The sequence below is a fragment of the Ascidiimonas aurantiaca genome (genome assembly GCF_037646345.1).
GTDB lineage: Bacteria > Bacteroidota > Bacteroidia > Flavobacteriales > Flavobacteriaceae > Ascidiimonas > Ascidiimonas aurantiaca.
Genome location: NZ_JBBEWR010000014.1, coordinates 1 through 17,167 on the forward strand (window position 1 = coordinate 1; position 17,167 = coordinate 17,167).

Sequence of the window (17,167 nt, forward strand, 5' to 3'; positions counted from 1 at the left end):
AAAGCGGCTGCAAATATAAAAAACTTTTTTACCGTATCACAAATCTTTTTTGAAAAAAATTTAAAATAAATAATATCTGTCTGATTTCCAATATACTTATCAAACCGTAATGTGAAAAGGGCCTCTAAAATAAGTCTTTTTTAAGAACCGTGCAACTAATTTTTGTGAACTTCTTTATTTGCCCATTTATTGATAAGGTCGGGATAATTAAAAGATAAAGCCGAGTTTTGCTTTTCCAGCCTCCCGGAAGCAAACGCACGCTGTAATATATCTTCTATAAGATAGTCTTCCTGTTTACTTTCAGGGTGGTATTCTTCTTTTAGTGATATTTTAAATGCTTTGGCTGTAGTATTGTACCAAAAAGCCCGCCACCCGTTACGCAATTCTTTAACAAGCTCAAAAGTAGTTTTACCGGTTTGCCTATGTATTAATTTAACCAGTATCTGCCCTTCCGTTCTGGTTAGCTTCTTCAACTCATCTGAAAACTCCCCCTCCATATATCGGTGCATACGCTTGGTGTATTTTCGTTTCTGGGATTTTGAAGTCATACTTTCCAGTCGCTCGTTCAGTTTTACCAGCCGCTCCGATGCCAACTTGGCATACGGGTACACTTTAAGGGTTTTTCTGCGAAGTATGTAATATTGTAAACGCTCTTCCCTATTGGCAAATTTGAGTCTTCCAAAAATATATACTTCTTCAAGATCAATAGCCGTTTTAGGAATGGAGTCTCCTTTTAAAAAAATATATTCAACGGGAGGTACAGAGTCTTTTTGTGCCGGGGAACTTTGTGCTCCTAGGCAAAAAGGGGTCGACCATATCAGCAAAAAAAGCATTCTCATTTTTCAGGGCATATCACATCAAATCATATATACATTCCAAAAATAATGATTCCGTTATATCTAACTATTAAATGTTTGTGAATATTGTTATTTTCGCAGACTAAACTAGTTTTTATGGCAAAAAAGAAAATACTTGACAAAAACGCAATAGCATTCTTAGAGAAATATCTTAACAATGCTTCTCCTACCGGATACGAATGGCAAGGGCAAAAAATATGGATGGATTACTTAAAACCCTATGTAGATACTTTTATTACAGACACTTACGGAACTGCCGTGGGGGTTATAAACCCCGATGCTGATTTTAAAGTGGTAATAGAAGGGCACTCTGATGAGATCTCGTGGTATGTAAATTACATTACCGACAACGGTTTGCTATACGTAATACGAAACGGAGGGAGCGATCATCAAATTGCACCTTCCAAATGGGTAAATATCCACACCAAGAAAGGTACTGTAAAAGGGGTCTTTGGCTGGCCGGCGATTCATACACGTGATTCATCTAAAGAAGAGAGCCCTAAACTCGATAATATTTTTATCGATATTGGTGCTAAGGATAAGGAAGAAGTTGAAAAAATGGGAGTACATGTAGGGTGTGTCATTACCTACCCTGATACTTTTGAGATCCTTAATGGTGACAAGTTTGTTTGTCGTGCCCTGGATAACCGTGCCGGAGGGTTCATGATTGCCCAAGTGGCCAGATTAATCCATGAAAACAACATAAAACTTCCTTTTGGGCTCTATATAACCAATTCGGTTCAGGAAGAAATAGGCCTTAAAGGGGCCGAAATGATTACTCATACCATTAAACCGAACGTAGCTATTGTTACCGATGTAACACATGATACGACCACCCCTATGATCGATAAGAAAAAGCAGGGGCATACCGAAATAGGAAAAGGCCCGGTAATATCCTACGCGCCGGCAGTACAAAACAAATTACGCGAACGCATTATTGAAACCGCAGAAGAAAAGAAGATCCCCTTTCAGCGAATGGCTTCCTCGCGTTTTACCGGTACCGATACCGATGCCTTTGCCTACAGCAATGGCGGAGTTGCCTCGGCATTGATCTCATTGCCTTTACGCTATATGCATACCACTGTAGAGATGGTACACAAAAACGATGTGGAAAATGTGATCCGGCTTATTTATGAAACCCTCCTCAACATAAAAACAGGCGAAACTTTTAGTTATTTTGAGTAATACCATGTAAAAACCCTGCTTTTGCAGGGTTTTTGGGTTTTTACGGAAACCTGGGTATCCCATTCAGTCATCTCTTACCCGGTTTTTCTTTTTTACTGTACCTTAGTAATATGAAAAACACGATAGCCGAACGAATTTCCGATTTCCTCAAGAAGTTTCCTCCTTTTGATCTTCTTACCTATGACGAATTATTAAAAATAGCTTCGGGTATCACCGTGCAGTACCTCACTAAAGAAAGTATTCTTTTTGAAGAGAATGATACAGCACATTCCTGTTTTTATGTGGTACACAAAGGCGCTATTCTTCTTCAAAAAAAGGAAAACGAAACCTATGTAAATGTAGATAAATGCGATGAAGGTGACATTCTGGGGTTACGACCTTTAATAGCCCGGGAACCTACCTACAGGTTATCGGCCCGTGCTGCAGAAGAATCTATTTTATATGCCATTTCCATAGATACTTTTAAGCCTGTAATTGAAAACAACCGGGCTATAGCCGGTTTTCTTATAGAGAGCTTTGCTTCCAAAACGGCTACTCCTTTTTCCAAACAACATTTGGGAACTTTTTATACAGAAAAAGAAAAACCACTTTCTTCATCGCTATTTGAACTACAACCGGTAAAGTTTATTAAGGAACTCATTACCTGCCCGCCGGAAACACCGGTAAAAGAGCTGTCACAGATTATGAGTAAGAACGGAATAGGTTCTATTATTATTTGTGAGAATGAACACCCTAAAGGCATTATAACCGATAAGGATATACGTAACAAAATAGCAACAGGACTCTTTGAAATAACGGTCCCTGCCAAAACTATTATGACCGCCCCGGTAATTTGCTACCCTTCCAATATTTCCATCGCTCAGGCACAAATAGCCATGATGAAACACAAAATTGGGCATTTATGTATTACTGAAGACGGCACTCCTAACTCCAGGCTTAAGGGTCTCGTATCTGAACACGATATTGTGGTAATGCAGGGTACCAATCCTGCAGTACTTATGAAAGCTATCAAAAGAGCCAAAGTAGTTAAGGAGCTCAAAGAGATACGGCAAAAAGTAATGGTATTGCTACAGGGGTACCTTAATCAGAATATCCCGCTTACGCATACCTCTAAGATCATTACCGAACTCAATGATGCCACCATAAAAAAAGTGATTGAGCTCCGGCTTTCAGGGATGGAAGTTCCCCCGGTTCCTTTTGCCTGGATGTCTTTAGGAAGCCAGGGAAGAAAAGAGCAGCTTTTACATACCGATCAGGACAATGCTCTGGTATTTAAAGATGTTCCAAAAGCATCTTATGACAGGGTTAAACAGTATTTCTTAATCCTGGCTAAAGGAGTTACCAAAGACCTTAACGAAGTGGGCTATGAATATTGTCCGGCTGAAATGATGGCCAGTAATCCCAAATGGTGCCTCTCTTTAAGTGAATGGAAAAAACAGTTTGCCCATTGGATCATGGAGGCCGGAGAAGAAGAGATCATGCTTTGTTCTATTTTCTTTGATTTTGATATTTCGTTTGGAGACGTAACACTTACAACTGAATTAAGTGATCATATTTTTGCCTATACGGAAGGGAATCAGATCTTTTTGGCAAAACTGGGTAGAAGTGCTTTAATGAACCCATCGCCTCTGGGCTTTTTCCGGCAGTTCCTGGTCGAGCAGAATGGAGAACACAAAGATTTTTTCGATCTTAAAAAGCGAGCGCTTATGCCACTTACCGATGCCGGTCGAATACTTATTATTTCTCATAAGGTAAAACACATTAACAACACGGCAGAGCGATTTGAAAAACTGGCAGAACTGGAACCTGAAAATGCAGAACTGTACCTTTCCTGTTCTTATGCTGCTAAAGCATTATTGAAATTCAGGACCAAACAGGGACTCTTACACAACGATTCCGGAAGGTTTATAGAACTCTCTCGTTTAACTAAGGAAGAAAAGCTCAAACTGAAACGGTGTTTTAAAACAACCAGTGATATTCAGGAACTGCTCAAACTACGTTTTAAACTGGCCTACTTTTTATGAATTTACGATTTATCAGAAAAAAGAAAGCCTATCCTGAATACTGGAAACAATATGTTTCCCATTTTCGGGGTACCAAACAGCAAACCTATTCAAAAACTACTTTTACGGTATTTGATACAGAAACTACCGGTTTTGATTTTAAAATAGACCGTATGCTGAGTATTGGAGCGGTGAAGGTATGCGATAACAAAATAAAAATAGCGGATGTTTTTGAGCGCTACATCCAGCAGGAACACTTTAATCCTGATACTGTTAAAATACATGGTATTCTGAAGTATGAAGATGCCAATGCAGCCGAAGAAGATATTTTAAAAGAATTTCTGGCCTACATCGAAAATTCGGTATTGGTAGCGCACCATGCCTATTTTGATGTTACTATGATCAATGAAGCACTGAAGCGCCAGGGGCTTCCCAAACTTAAAAACAAGATACTGGATACGGGTAGGCTTTATGCTAAAACACGTATCAATAGTAATTTTATAAACAGAGAAAAGAATTACTCTCTGGATGAACTGACCGATGTTTTACAAATACCTAAAAAGGACAGACATACTGCCGTAGGTGATGCTTATATCACTGCACTTGTTTTTCTGAAAACTGTGAGCAAACTGTATAAAGGAAGGCCCTTCAAAATAAAATATCTATTTCGTTAAGGCCTTCCGTTTCAACTCATCTCTTACTAAAGACTTTCATCAATAATATCCTGAACTACTTCTGGGTTTAACAACGTAGAGGTGTCTCCTAAATTAGACGTCTCTTTTGATGCGATCTTACGCAGGATACGCCGCATGATCTTTCCGCTTCTTGTTTTAGGCAATCCTTCCACAAACTGGATTTTGTCTAGCTTTGCAATGGGCCCTATATGGTCTGATATTTGCTGGTTGATCTCTTTTCTAAGGTTGTTACGGTCTCTTCCTTCTCCGGTTTCTTTAAGGATGACGTAGCCATAAAGGGCATTTCCTTTTACGTCATGCGGGAACCCTACAATGGCAGATTCTACAACGGCCGGGTGCTCATTAATCGCATCTTCAATAGGTGCTGTGCCCAGGTTATGGCCCGATACAATAATTACATCATCTACTCTTCCGGTAATACGATAATATCCTACTTCATCGCGCAGCGCTCCGTCACCGGTAAAATAATGTCCGGGAAATGCCGAGAAATACGTGTCCCTGTATCTTTGGTGATCGCCCCATATAGTTCGTGCCATTGAAGGCCATGGAAACTTGATACACAAACGGCCATCTACCTGATTTCCTTTTATTTCCTGTCCGTTCTCATCCATCAAAGCCGGCTGAATACCCGGAATGGGTAAAGTAGCATAGGTAGGTTTGGTAGGAGTTACATACGGTAAGGGAGAGATCATAATCCCTCCGGTTTCTGTTTGCCACCAGGTATCTACAATGGGGCTTTTTTTCTTGCCTACGTTGTCATTATACCAATGCCAGGCCTCTTCATTAATAGGTTCTCCCACGGAGCCGAGTACTTTTAAGGACGATAGGCTGTATTTATCAAGGTAATCCAGACTCTCTTTGGCCAATGCCCGTATGGCTGTAGGAGCTGTGTAAAACTGATTTATTTTATGTTTATCTACGATTTCCCAAAACCGCCCGAAATCAGGATAAGAAGGTACTCCTTCAAACATAACACTGGTAGCACCATTGGCCAGAGGGCCGTAAACAATATAGGAGTGACCGGTGATCCAGCCAATATCGGCCGTACACCAGAAAATATCATCTTCTTTGTATTGAAATACATTTTTAAATGTATAGGCTGTATATACCATATAACCCGCGGTGGTGTGCAACATACCTTTAGGTTTTCCGGTAGATCCCGACGTATAGAGAATAAACAGCGGATCTTCAGCATTCATGATCACGGGAGGGAAATCAGCATACGCTTCTTTCATAAGAGGTGCCAGCCACTTATCGCGCCCCTCTTTCATTGTAATGGTATCGTTGGTGCGCTTTACTACCAGGCAGGTCTCGATAGACGGGCAATTGTCAAGTGCTTCATCTACAATATTCTTAAGGTTTAATGATTTATTACCTCTGTAGGAACCATCGGAAGTGATAACCATTTTACAGGTAGAGTCGTTAATACGCGTTGCCAGTGCGGTGGAGGAAAATCCGGCAAAAACCACAGAGTGAATGGCTCCTATACGGGCACAAGCTAATAATGAAATGGCCAGTTCCGGGATCATGGGCAGATAAATACACACCCGGTCTCCTTTCTGAATACCATGATCTTTGAGCACATTGGCCATTTTACACACTTTTTTATGTAGTTCCCGGTAGCTTAACTTTACGGTTTCTTCCGTGGGGTCATTAGGTTCCCATAAAATTGCGGTTTTATCACCACGTACACGCAGGTGACGGTCCAGGCAATTTTCAGTGATATTTAAACGGGCTCCCTGAAACCATTTTATTTCGGGTTTGGTGAAATCCCATTCCAAGACTTTATCCCATCGCTTTCTCCAGAGAAAATGCTCCTCAGCAATCTCTTCCCAGAAGTTTTCGGGTTCTCTTACCGACTTCCTGTACATTTGGAAATATTCTTCAAGGTTCTTAATGTGGTAGTTACTCATGATCTGTAATTTTTGTTGCTGTTATTTTTTGTATTTATAGGTTGAAATCATAATAATTCTGTAATTTCTGCGACCAGTTTTTTAATGGAGAAAGGTTTGGTAAGGTACTTATCGGCTCCGGAATGCAAACCTTTCTCAATATCTGCAGCGCGATTCTTGGCTGAAAGAAATACAATTCGGGTAGAAGCGAGTTTATCATTACTACGCATTCTTTTAAGTGTTTCATACCCATCTACTTCGGGCATCATAATATCCAACAGCACCACATGCGGTGATGTTTCGTTAGCTATTTGCAAGGCCTCTTCTCCGTTTCGGGCTATATACACTTCATAATTGAGTTTTTTGAAGGCATACTCCAAAGACATTACAATATTGGGTTCATCATCTACAATTAATATTCGCTTCATACTTGCTTAGGTATTGTGAATACAAAACGCGCTCCTTTTGTACAGTTTTTATCAGCCCATATTTTTCCTTTGTGGCTTTCAATAATTTTTTTACTAATAGCCAGTCCCAGTCCGCTACCTTTGGGTTTCTTAGTGTTTTGATTTTTAGATTGGTAAAACTTGTCAAAAATATAGTTAAAATCTTCCTCGGGTATTCCTTTTCCGTTATCCTCTACCTGCACCTGCAGCTCTGTATCTGTCTCTTCTGCGCTTACGGTAACGACACCTGTTCCGCGGGCGGAGAATTTAACGGCATTGGATAACAAATTGGTAAGTACCTGAAGCAGGCGGTCCTCATCGTAATAGGCATGGGTCAATATTTCATTGTCAAATTGTATGGAAACCCCTTTATTGTGAGCAATTTGTGTGATCCCTCCTATGGCTTTTTCAATGGTTTCACCAATCTTATTAGATCGAAATTCCAGCTCTTCCAGCCCGTTAGAGAGTTTTTCAAGATCCAGTAAGTTGTGAATAAGCCAGGCCAGACGATCAGCGTCTGATGTTATGTTTTCAATAAATCGTGCCCTCAACTCCTCCGGCATATCGTCACTGTCCATAAGTACTTCTGATGCTGCTTTAATAGAAGTGATGGGTGTTTTGAGTTCATGGGCTACGGTGTCCAGAAACTCATCCTTGAGCCGGTCTTGCTCCAGCAGTTCTTTATTCGCTTCGCGCAGTTGCCCGGCAAGTACACTTAATTCTTTTGATTTTTCCCTTAACTCTTTATTGAGAGCCATTGTTTTTTTAGACTCTTCCAGTATTTTCAATACTTCCGGCAGACTCACCGGTTGTTCCTTAGCCACACTGGCAATGAGTATTTTGGCAGAAGCACTCCCAATACTTCCTGTGAGTAGTTTTTCTGAAAAATTTACCAGTCGGGCATCTGCTTTTTCTTCGTCTTTAGAAATATCGTGTTTAAGATAGAAGCGGTTAAGGGCCCTTTCGGTACGTTTTTTTCCGAGAAAACGATCCAGCAGATCACGAATATCGGTTACATAAGCCTCTCCTTTCCAAACAAAAGCCCCTTCCTGCAGCGTTTCGTAGTCTGATGTGTTTACGAACATCTCAGCATAATTACGTTCCCGGTAATTTCCTTTGGAAGATAAGGATACGGTGAGAAAGGTAAATACATTAACCAGCATACTCCAGAAAAAAGCATGCGCCTCGGGCCCCATTAGGTCAATACCAAAAAGGGCGTGTGGTTTTAAAAAAAGTATTTGTGCCGGGCCGGTTTCTACAAAACCCGGTGTATCTCCCAGAACATTCATTATAAAGGGAACAATAAGTGTATAGCTTACTACGATCATTCCGGCAATCATTCCACTTATCACAGCTTTAGCCGATCCTCTTTTCCAGAAAAGACCTATAAAAAAGGACGGTGCCAATTGTGAGATCACGACAAAGGAGATAACTCCTATTCGAAAAAGAGAAGATTCATAAGAGAACTTGACATAAAACAGATATGCTGTAATGATGAGAGTAAAAATTGAAATACGACGAATATTTTTAATATATCCGGCATTTTTTTCAGGATTTCCTTTAATGAATTTTTCCAGGTATCCATACGGAATAATGAGATTGTTGCTTACCATAGTAGAGAGTGCCAGGGTAGAAACCACTACCATAGAGATTACTGCCGAAAACCCTCCGATAAATACAAGAATAGCCAGGGTAAGATTACCGTTTTGTAATGGTAATAACAACGTATAGTAGTCATTATTTACTTCTGCCGGAAGAAGCAGGTTCCCTCCCCAGGCAATGAAGATGACAAAAATATTGAAAAGCAGCATATACAACGGAAAAAGCCAGATAGCCTTTTTAAGGTGGTGCTCGCTATCATTTTCTACGACGGCTACATGAAACTGCCTGGGCAACAGGAAAATGGCAAAAAATGAAAGTGAGATGGTAAAAAGCCAGTCAAATCCGGCTTCCATACCTTTAAAAGAGATGAGCTTTTCAAAATTGGACAACCGCGATGCCTGTTCATACATATCGGCAGTTCCGTCAAAAAGAAAATATACTACATAGATACCGGCCAACAGAAAAAAGGTGAGCTTTAAAACCGATTCCAAAGCTACGGTGGTCATAATGCCTTTGCGGCGTTGGGAAGCATCAGTAGCCTGAGTTCCAAAAAAAGCCACAAAAACAGCCAGCAGTACGGCTATATAAAAGGTAGAATCATCCCAGACCGAGGTAGATATGTAACTGGTCTCATCGGTTATGATCTCAAAAGTTTCAGATATAGCTTTTAACTGTAGAGAAATATAAGGTACAATAGCAAATACACAAATAACGGTTACCAGTGCCCCTAAAAAACGATGGTTACCATATCGCATAGAGAGAAAATCGGCAATACCTGAGATTTTTTGCTGTTTGGAAATGCGTATGATCTTTCGCATTACTATTAACCAGAGCGGTAAGGCAATTACCGGCCCTAGATAAATAGCCAGGAAATTCATCCCGGATTCTGAAGCGATACCCACGCTACCATAATAGGTCCATGCAGAGCAATATACTGCCAGGGAAAGTACATAAATATACGGGTTGTTTACCCATCTGCTTTTTGAATTTCTTTCGGCTTTGAAAGCAACAAAGAAAAGTAACCCCAGATAAGCTACAATAATGCTTGTAAGTACTACATTATTCATAGTGCCTGTATAAAATGTAAAACGACACCACAATGGCTAAAAGCCAGGTGAGAAAAATAAAGAAATAGAGTGCCGGAAACCCGAAAATCTCAAACGGATGATTAAACATGAGCAAGAGCGGTACATTCCATAAAAGAAAAAGTATCATGGATAGTACAACCAGTTTTTGCTTATGTCTCTTTTTCATGTAACTGTTTTACTCCTTAAATTTAAAAAAAAGTACCGTCTTCCAAAAGAAAGAACGGTACTCGTTTTTTCAGGACATCAGTGCGCAGAAGCTTCGCCCGCGCCACTGGGTATCCTAATGTTCTCAACTATTTCCTGTACATCTTCGGGAGGGGGTGCCGTAAAACGGGATACCACTATGGAAACCAGGAAATTAACAATCATACCTACGGTACCAAAACCTTCGGGTGAAATACCAAACCACCAGTCATCCTGAGTACTTGTCTCGGGAGTACCGATCCACCCTAGTTTAAAACGGGCTATATAGTAAATAGTAATGGCCAGGCCGGCAATCATACCTGTAATAGCGCCTTCTTTATTCATTCGCTTTGAAAAAATACCCATTACAATGGCCGGGAAAAAGGAAGAAGCAGCCAGACCAAAGGCCAGTGCCACTACCGAAGCTACAAAGCCGGGAGGGTGAATACCGAAATACCCCGCTACGGTAACCGCCAGTAAAGAAGAAATACGGGCTATCCAAAGCTCTCTTTTATCAGAAATGTTCGGGAACAATTGCTTTTTGATAAGATCGTGTGAAATAGATGTAGAGATCACCAGTAACAATCCCGCTGCGGTAGATAGTGCGGCAGCCAGGCCACCGGCCGCTACCAGAGCTATGACCCAGTTGGGAAGGTTGGCTATTTCAGGGTTGGCCAGTACCATAATATCACGGTCAACATACAATTCATTAGGACCTGTGCTGGGATTGGAGACCAAACGTTCTCCGTAAGTTCCGCGCTCTCCGGTAAAGGTCGGTTTTTTATCATCTATCGCAGTACCCGGTAAGTATTGTATTTTCCCATCGGCGTTTTTATCTACCCAGCTTATCAGGCCGGTATCTTCCCATTTGGTAAACCAGGCAGGAATGTCGGCATAAGGAGTATCTTCTACGGTTTCCATAAGATTGGTACGGGCAAATACAGCAATAGCGGGAGCAGTTGTATATAAAATGGCAATAAAGAACAAGGCATATCCGGCCGACTTTCGGGCATCGCGTACTTTAGGTACGGTGAAAAACCGGATAATTACATGGGGCAACCCTGCGGTTCCCAGCATGAGTGCCGCCGTAATAAAGAATACATCGGTCATAGATTTCGTACCATCAGTATAGGCCGTAAATCCCAATTCGGTCATCAGCCCGTCCAGTTTATCCAATAAATAAACTCCATCTTCTCCGGCAGATCCAAAGCCAATTTGGGGTATAGGGTTGCCGGTAGCCATCAAACTTATAAAAATAGCCGGTACCATGAACGCAAAGATCAATACGCAATACTGTGCCACCTGTGTATAGGTGATTCCTTTCATTCCTCCCAAAAAGGCATACAACAATACAATGGCCATACCAATATATACCCCAGTGTTAATATCTACATCGAGAAAACGTGAAAATACCACGCCTACTCCTCTCATTTGTCCGGCCACATAAGTAAAGGACACAAATAAGGCAGCAATTACCGCTACAGTACGTGCCACATTGGAATAGTAGCGATCTCCAATAAAATCAGGTACGGTAAACTTCCCGAATTTTCGAAGGTAAGGTGCCAGTAAAAGGGCCAGCAGTACATAACCGCCGGTCCATCCCATTAAATAAACAGAGCCGTCATAACCGGAAAATGCTATGATCCCTGCCATCCCGAGAAAGGAAGCAGCCGACATCCAGTCTGCAGCAGTAGCGAGTCCGTTAGCCAACGGAGAAACGCCTCCCCCGGCTACGTAAAATTCTTTGGTGGAAGCAGCTCTCGACCAGATCGCTATTCCAATGTACAGGGCAAATGTGATCCCGACTATAATAAATGTCCAGGTTTGAATATCCATAATGTTTTTCTTTTATTCGTGTACGTTATATTTTTTATCGAGTTTGTTCATTAGCCTCACATACACAAATATGAGAATCACAAACACATAGATCGAGCCTTGTTGTGCAAACCAGAAACCCAGTTTAAAGCCACCAATTTTAATGGTATTAAGGGGTTCTACCAGTAGAATACCAAATCCGTAAGAAACTACGAACCAAATAATCAATAGCACCGTTAGATAGCGAAGGTTTTCCTTCCAGTATTTTTTTCGTTTTTCTTTGTCCATTGTGTTGAAATTTTAGTTAGTTATAGGAATATCATGGCCTGCAACGTAATAATACTTACGCTGTCATTATCGCCAAATTTTTCATTGCTGTATTCTAAACTCAGTTTTGAGTGGTGCCCTGTAAAAAGGGCATTGGCTCCAATCCCAAAACGAGTAGCGTTGTCATCTATCGCATCAATACTTCGCGAATTAAACGAAACATAGGGCTGGAAACGGGTTTTTTCCTTGTCTCCGGGTATCAGGTAGCCCACATGGGTATATATCATATTACCGGTGGCATAGGTGGTACCCAGGGTAAAATCTTCTCCGTAATCATTAGTCTGAAAAGTGGCATAGGCGGTAATGGCTGAACCGTTGGCTCCCAGCGGACTATCATAAAAAGCGTCTATTGCAAAAATAGATACGTCTTCCCCGCTCAAATCGCCATTGGTATCGGCAATTACAGAACCATTGGGGTGTAAAAGGAAACCGGCCCCTACATTAAATACGGTTTTGCTACCCAGATAGGTACCTACTTTGTAAGGCAGGTAATTAGACTCCTGGTCCAGGATATTAAAATCAAAATACCCCGCATAGACTTTCCCGGCATCGGCAGAACCTAGAAGGCGCCTACCAGCATATACAGCCGGCCCTCCGGGGGTAGGATCTACTGTATTTTGCAGACTTCCGTTAAGCGATTCGTTTACCGATACGCGGTACTGCAACTTCCCGAAGGCTCCTTTCATATAAATACCAATATGCCTCGCAAACTGATCGGAAAGGCCGAGTGTTGCCCAGGATTGCCGGTTATTATCCAGCGTAAGCATGTTAAGGGTACTTTGACTGTTTAATCGGGAAATCCCGTTCCAGTAGTGCAAACCGGCACCAATGCGGTGATCTTTCCCCAGGGAATATTCTCCCCAAAAATCATGAAAGAACAATTGTGCAGAATCACCCGTGCCCAGGGCACTCAGGTTGTCACCATTTAAGTTATTCAATCCGAAATGGGTAAGGATCATAAACTTATTATTGAGTTGTACATAGGTAAGTACACGTGCTCTTCGCACACTGATGTTTACATTGCTTACATCGTCTGGAGTGTTGTCTCTGTACTGGGCCCAAAACTGCCCCCAGGAAATAATTCGGAAGTATTTGGATCCTTCTTCATTAAGTTTAACTTTAAATCCACCCGTGTATTCGGTAGAACCCTGGGTGTATCCGCTTTGGTAAATACCCAGGAGCAGAAGGGCGATAAAGGTTACATGAATTTTTTTCATAAGGTTTAAAGTATTGGTTTTTAACAGTTGTAATCTGGTGTTTTACGAATACTAACTTCATATTTTTAAACCCTTAAAAAAAAATATATATACAAAATTGGTAATTAGAAATACTTTATTCTCTAAAACGTTCCCATTTTATTAACATAAATTTATCACCGAGTTCGGTAATAAGAACACCGGCACCATGTAAATTGGAAGTATCTTTAAAATATGTAGAGAGCTCCCCGGAACTGAGTATTTTGTAGGTAGGGTGATATTCTGAGTTGTGCGGGCGTGTTATGCGGTAACGTTTTACCCAGTTCATTACAGATACGTGAGATACGCCGAGGATACGTTCAATCTCACGATAGGTAAGGCCTTCCAGGTACAACTGTAGTGCCTTGTTCACATAATAACTGTCTATCTGTTTTCCCAGCTTGTTTACCGTGAAGTAATAGTTACAGGATTTACAACGATAACGCTGTCTGTTCTTAATGATACCTGCTTTTACAAAACGCTCGGAAGTACAATTGGGACACGCCTGAACTTTCATGTATATTTATTTTGCATAAATATATTAATTTAGCATAATAAATATTTAAAATATGCAGTAAAAATTAAAGAATCTAATTAACAAAATAAGGTTTCAGTGGCTTTTTAGCAGCTTTTAACAATCATTATTGAGAATTTGACAACCAGGCCATAACATGGTGTTCAATACGTTGTTTTATATTACTTACATCACCTTTTTGAAAAGTCGTACCGGTAATATTTTCGTAAAGCTCAATATACCTTTCTGAAATACTTTGTACCCGTGAATCGGGCATTTCAGGGATACTTTGTCCTTCTTTTCCCTGAAAACCCTCCTTTATAAGCCATTGCCGTACAAATTCTTTGGAAAGTTGTTTTTGAGGCTCTCCCCTTTGCTGGCGCTCTTCATATCCATCAGCATAAAAGTATCGGGAAGAATCGGGTGTATGTATCTCATCAATTACAACAATCTTTCCATCTGCCGTCTTTCCAAATTCATATTTGGTATCTACCAGGATCAATCCTTGTTTTGCGGCAATCTCGGTACCTCTCTGAAAAAGCCGGCGGGTATAGGTTTCCAGTAATGTATAGTCCTCTTCAGATACCAATCCTTTTTCCAGTATTTCCTCCCGGGAAATATCTTCGTCATGTGCTCCTTTTTCTGCTTTGGTAGCGGGCGTAATAATTGGTTGGGGAAAAGCATCGTTCTCTTTCATACCTTCAGGCATAGTGACTCCGCAAAGTGTACGTTTCCCTGCGTGGTACTCTCTGGCAGCATGACCTGAAAGATAGCCCCGTATTACCATTTCTACTTTAAACGGGGTACAGTGATGGCCAATACTCACATTGGGATCGGGAGTAGCAAGTAACCAGTTGGGCACAATATCTTCAGTAGCTTTTAGCATACGGGTAGCGATCTGATTTAAAATCTGTCCTTTAAAAGGAATTCCTCTGGGTAATACTACATCAAAAGCCGACAAACGATCGGTAGCGATCATTACGAGTAATCCGTTATCCAGCTCATATACTTCCCGTACTTTACCGCGATATACGCTTTTCTGCCCCGGAAAATGAAAATCCGTGGCCATTAGAGTATTATTCATGAATTTGTATTGTCTTATTTAGTTATTGGAATGTTCAATGCTCTTATAGGCATCTATAATATGTTTTACCAACCGGTGCCGTATAACATCTTTGTCATCCAGATATACCATACCTATGCCTTCGGTATCTTTAAGTACCAGCAAGGCCTCTTTAAGTCCGGAAATCACTCTGCGGGGCAGATCGATCTGACCCGGATCTCCGGTAATCATGAACTTGGCATGTTTTCCCATACGTGTGAGAAACATTTTCATTTGTGCGTGGGTGGTGTTCTGGGCCTCATCGAGTATGACAAATGCATTGTCCAGTGTACGCCCCCGCATAAATGCCATAGGCGCTATTTGTATGGTACCGTTCTCTATATAGTGTTGTAATTTTTCGGCAGGTATCATATCTCTAAGGGCATCATACAAAGGTTGCATATAGGGATCCAGCTTTTCTTTCAGATCACCCGGCAGGAAGCCCAGGTTTTCCCCAGCTTCTACGGCGGGGCGGGTAAGGATAATACGTTTTACCTGTTTTTCTTTGAGTGCTTTTACGGCCAGGGCGACCCCGGTATAGGTTTTTCCGGTACCGGCAGGGCCTATGGCAAATACCATATCATTTTTTTGCATGAGGGTTACCAGTTTTTGCTGGTTGGCGGTTTGCGCTTTGATAATACGCCCGCTTACCCCGTGTAATAACACACCTCCTGATTTTCCCGAAAGGTCCTCTTCTTCCTGGTCACTGGTGAGTATGCGCTCTATGACATTCTCATCCAGTTTATTGTACTTTCCTAAATAATATGTGAGCCTGTCCAGTTTTTTTTCAAAAACCTCCAGTATTTCTTCTTCTCCGTAAGCAGTTATTTTATTGCCCCTGGCTACAATTTTTAATTTTGGGAAGTATTTTTTTAACAGGGCTATATTTGTATTTTGATGACCAAAAAACTCTCTTGGACTGATCTCGGTAAGTTCAATTATAAGTTCATTCAAAAGCTGTGTAATTAAGTTAGTGTATCCCTTTTTGTTTTATTAGATTTGCATAGCAAACATACGCAAAAAACACTCTTTAAAATTAAAAAAATATTAACAGTTATCCAATGGCGATCATTACGTTAACTACTGATTTCGGCGAAAAAGATTATTTTGTCGGAGCCATTAAAGGAGCTGTGTATTCAGAACTCGAATCGGCAAGGATTGTTGACATCTCCCATTTAATCAGCCCGTTCAATATTACCGAGGCGGCATATATTATTAAAAATGCCTATAAAAGTTTTCCAAAAGGCACCATTCACCTCATTGGTATTGATGCCGAACTCACTCCGGAAAACCGCCACATTGCCCTGCTGCTGGATGGTCACTATTTTATTTGTGCAGATAATGGGATCATGTGTCTGCTCACCTCAGAAATCATTCCTGAAAAAATAGTGGAGATCAATATTCACGACAACATACAAAGCAATTTTCCGGTACTGGACGTTTTTGTAAAAGCAGCGGCCCATATTGCCCGCGGCGGTACCCTGGAAGTTATAGGCAAACCCATACAGCAGATACGGCAAATAAAAGATGTGAGCCCGGTGATCAACAATGAACGTAACCAGATCATTGGCAGTGTATTGTATATTGACAATTACGGGAATGTAGTTACCAATATTTCCCGTAAACTGTTTGAAGAGGTGGGAAAAGGCCGCCCTTTTCAATTATTGGCCCGAAACTATAAGTTTACTAAAATAAACGAACGCTATAGCGATGCCATTAATTTTTCACTGGAAAAGGCAAAACGGGAAGAAGACGGAAAAAAACTGGCAGTTTTTAATACTGCCGGTTATATAGAGCTGGCCATTTATAAGAGTAACCCTCTTACTGTAGGTGGTGCCAATACATTGTTTGGCCTAAATTTTAGAGATACAGTAACCCTGTTTTTTGCTTAAGAACAGCATATAAGCACTATATAAAATGTTTATAAGAATTGTAAAAATGACCTTTGAGCCGGAAAAAATTGCCGATTTCCTGGCTAATTTTGAAATGCATAAAAACGCAATACGCCATTTTGAAGGCTGCCATTTTTTAGAATTGTACAGGGGCCGGGATATTGAAAATATATTCTTTACCTACAGTTTCTGGGAAGATGAAGAAGCACTGGAAGCGTACAGAGCATCAGCTCTTTTTCGTGAAGTATGGTCTGCAACAAAGCAATGGTTTTCAGAAAAACCAGAAGCGTGGAGCGTTGACAAAATAGAAAGTTTACCTTAAAACATACCT

The 17,167-nt window shown here is 40.9% G+C and carries 16 protein-coding genes; 5 read left to right on the plus strand and 11 right to left on the minus strand.

Going from position 1 to position 17,167, the window contains the following annotated elements; genetic code table 11:
- Positions 1 to 155: 155 nt before the first annotated feature.
- A complete protein-coding gene (locus WAO84_RS13825; RefSeq protein WP_340066517.1) occupies positions 156 to 839 on the minus strand; it encodes a DUF4294 domain-containing protein in 684 nt (227 codons plus the stop codon).
- Positions 840 to 953: 114 nt separating this feature from the next.
- Between WAO84_RS13825 and WAO84_RS13830 the strand changes: the two genes are divergently transcribed.
- The 3 genes from WAO84_RS13830 (at position 954) to WAO84_RS13840 (ending at position 4,719) form a co-directional block, all read left to right on the plus strand.
- On the plus strand, positions 954 to 2,042 hold the full coding sequence (locus tag WAO84_RS13830) for a M42 family metallopeptidase (RefSeq protein WP_340066518.1): 1,089 nt from the start codon (positions 954 to 956) through the stop codon (positions 2,040 to 2,042).
- 110 nt (positions 2,043 to 2,152) lie between these two features.
- Complete coding sequence (locus WAO84_RS13835; RefSeq protein ID WP_340066519.1) at positions 2,153 to 4,066, plus strand: DUF294 nucleotidyltransferase-like domain-containing protein; 1,914 nt, start codon at positions 2,153 to 2,155, stop codon at positions 4,064 to 4,066.
- A complete protein-coding gene (locus tag WAO84_RS13840) occupies positions 4,063 to 4,719 on the plus strand; it encodes a 3'-5' exonuclease (protein ID WP_340066521.1) in 657 nt (218 codons plus the stop codon). The genes WAO84_RS13835 and WAO84_RS13840 overlap by 4 nt, the downstream gene beginning before the upstream one ends.
- A gap of 26 nt (positions 4,720 to 4,745) precedes the next feature.
- On the opposite strand, the gene acs is transcribed toward WAO84_RS13840, so the two are convergent.
- The 10 genes from acs to WAO84_RS13890 all read right to left on the minus strand — a co-directional run bounded on the left by acs (position 4,746) and on the right by WAO84_RS13890 (position 15,898).
- Positions 4,746 to 6,653, minus strand: a complete 1,908-nt coding sequence (gene acs / locus WAO84_RS13845) for an acetate--CoA ligase (RefSeq protein WP_340066523.1) — start codon at positions 6,651 to 6,653, stop codon at positions 4,746 to 4,748.
- A gap of 47 nt (positions 6,654 to 6,700) precedes the next feature.
- On the minus strand, positions 6,701 to 7,060 hold the full coding sequence (locus WAO84_RS13850) for a response regulator transcription factor (protein WP_340066524.1): 360 nt from the start codon (positions 7,058 to 7,060) through the stop codon (positions 6,701 to 6,703).
- Entirely contained in the window at positions 7,057 to 9,747 is a 2,691-nt protein-coding gene (locus WAO84_RS13855; protein WP_340066525.1) for an ATP-binding protein, read from the minus strand. Before WAO84_RS13855 ends, WAO84_RS13850 begins: the two co-directional genes overlap by 4 nt.
- Entirely contained in the window at positions 9,740 to 9,934 is a 195-nt protein-coding gene (locus WAO84_RS13860; RefSeq protein WP_340066526.1) for a hypothetical protein, read from the minus strand. The genes WAO84_RS13855 and WAO84_RS13860 overlap by 8 nt, the downstream gene beginning before the upstream one ends.
- Before the next feature lie 77 nt (positions 9,935 to 10,011).
- Positions 10,012 to 11,787: a sodium:solute symporter family protein gene (locus WAO84_RS13865; RefSeq protein WP_340066527.1), complete on the minus strand. Its 1,776-nt coding sequence runs from the start codon at positions 11,785 to 11,787 to the stop codon at positions 10,012 to 10,014.
- 12 nt (positions 11,788 to 11,799) lie between these two features.
- Positions 11,800 to 12,054 carry a DUF4212 domain-containing protein gene (locus WAO84_RS13870; RefSeq protein WP_340066528.1) on the minus strand — a complete coding sequence of 85 codons (255 nt, stop codon included), beginning with the start codon at positions 12,052 to 12,054 and terminating at the stop codon, positions 11,800 to 11,802.
- 20 nt (positions 12,055 to 12,074) lie between these two features.
- Entirely contained in the window at positions 12,075 to 13,310 is a 1,236-nt protein-coding gene (locus WAO84_RS13875; protein WP_340066529.1) for a hypothetical protein, read from the minus strand.
- 115 nt (positions 13,311 to 13,425) lie between these two features.
- Positions 13,426 to 13,845, minus strand: a complete 420-nt coding sequence (locus WAO84_RS13880; protein WP_340066531.1) for an IS1/IS1595 family N-terminal zinc-binding domain-containing protein — start codon at positions 13,843 to 13,845, stop codon at positions 13,426 to 13,428.
- A 124-nt stretch (positions 13,846 to 13,969) separates the two neighbouring features.
- Positions 13,970 to 14,926 carry a phosphoribosylaminoimidazolesuccinocarboxamide synthase gene (locus tag WAO84_RS13885; RefSeq protein ID WP_340066532.1) on the minus strand — a complete coding sequence of 319 codons (957 nt, stop codon included), beginning with the start codon at positions 14,924 to 14,926 and terminating at the stop codon, positions 13,970 to 13,972.
- An 18-nt stretch (positions 14,927 to 14,944) separates the two neighbouring features.
- Positions 14,945 to 15,898, minus strand: a complete 954-nt coding sequence (locus WAO84_RS13890; protein WP_340066533.1) for a PhoH family protein — start codon at positions 15,896 to 15,898, stop codon at positions 14,945 to 14,947.
- Between the two features lie 107 nt (positions 15,899 to 16,005).
- Between WAO84_RS13890 and WAO84_RS13895 the strand changes: the two genes are divergently transcribed.
- Together WAO84_RS13895 and WAO84_RS13900 are read left to right on the plus strand one after the other, a co-directional pair.
- On the plus strand, positions 16,006 to 16,836 hold the full coding sequence (locus WAO84_RS13895; RefSeq protein WP_340066534.1) for an SAM hydrolase/SAM-dependent halogenase family protein: 831 nt from the start codon (positions 16,006 to 16,008) through the stop codon (positions 16,834 to 16,836).
- A gap of 25 nt (positions 16,837 to 16,861) precedes the next feature.
- Complete coding sequence (locus WAO84_RS13900; RefSeq protein ID WP_340066535.1) at positions 16,862 to 17,158, plus strand: putative quinol monooxygenase; 297 nt, start codon at positions 16,862 to 16,864, stop codon at positions 17,156 to 17,158.
- Positions 17,159 to 17,167 lie beyond the last annotated feature (9 nt).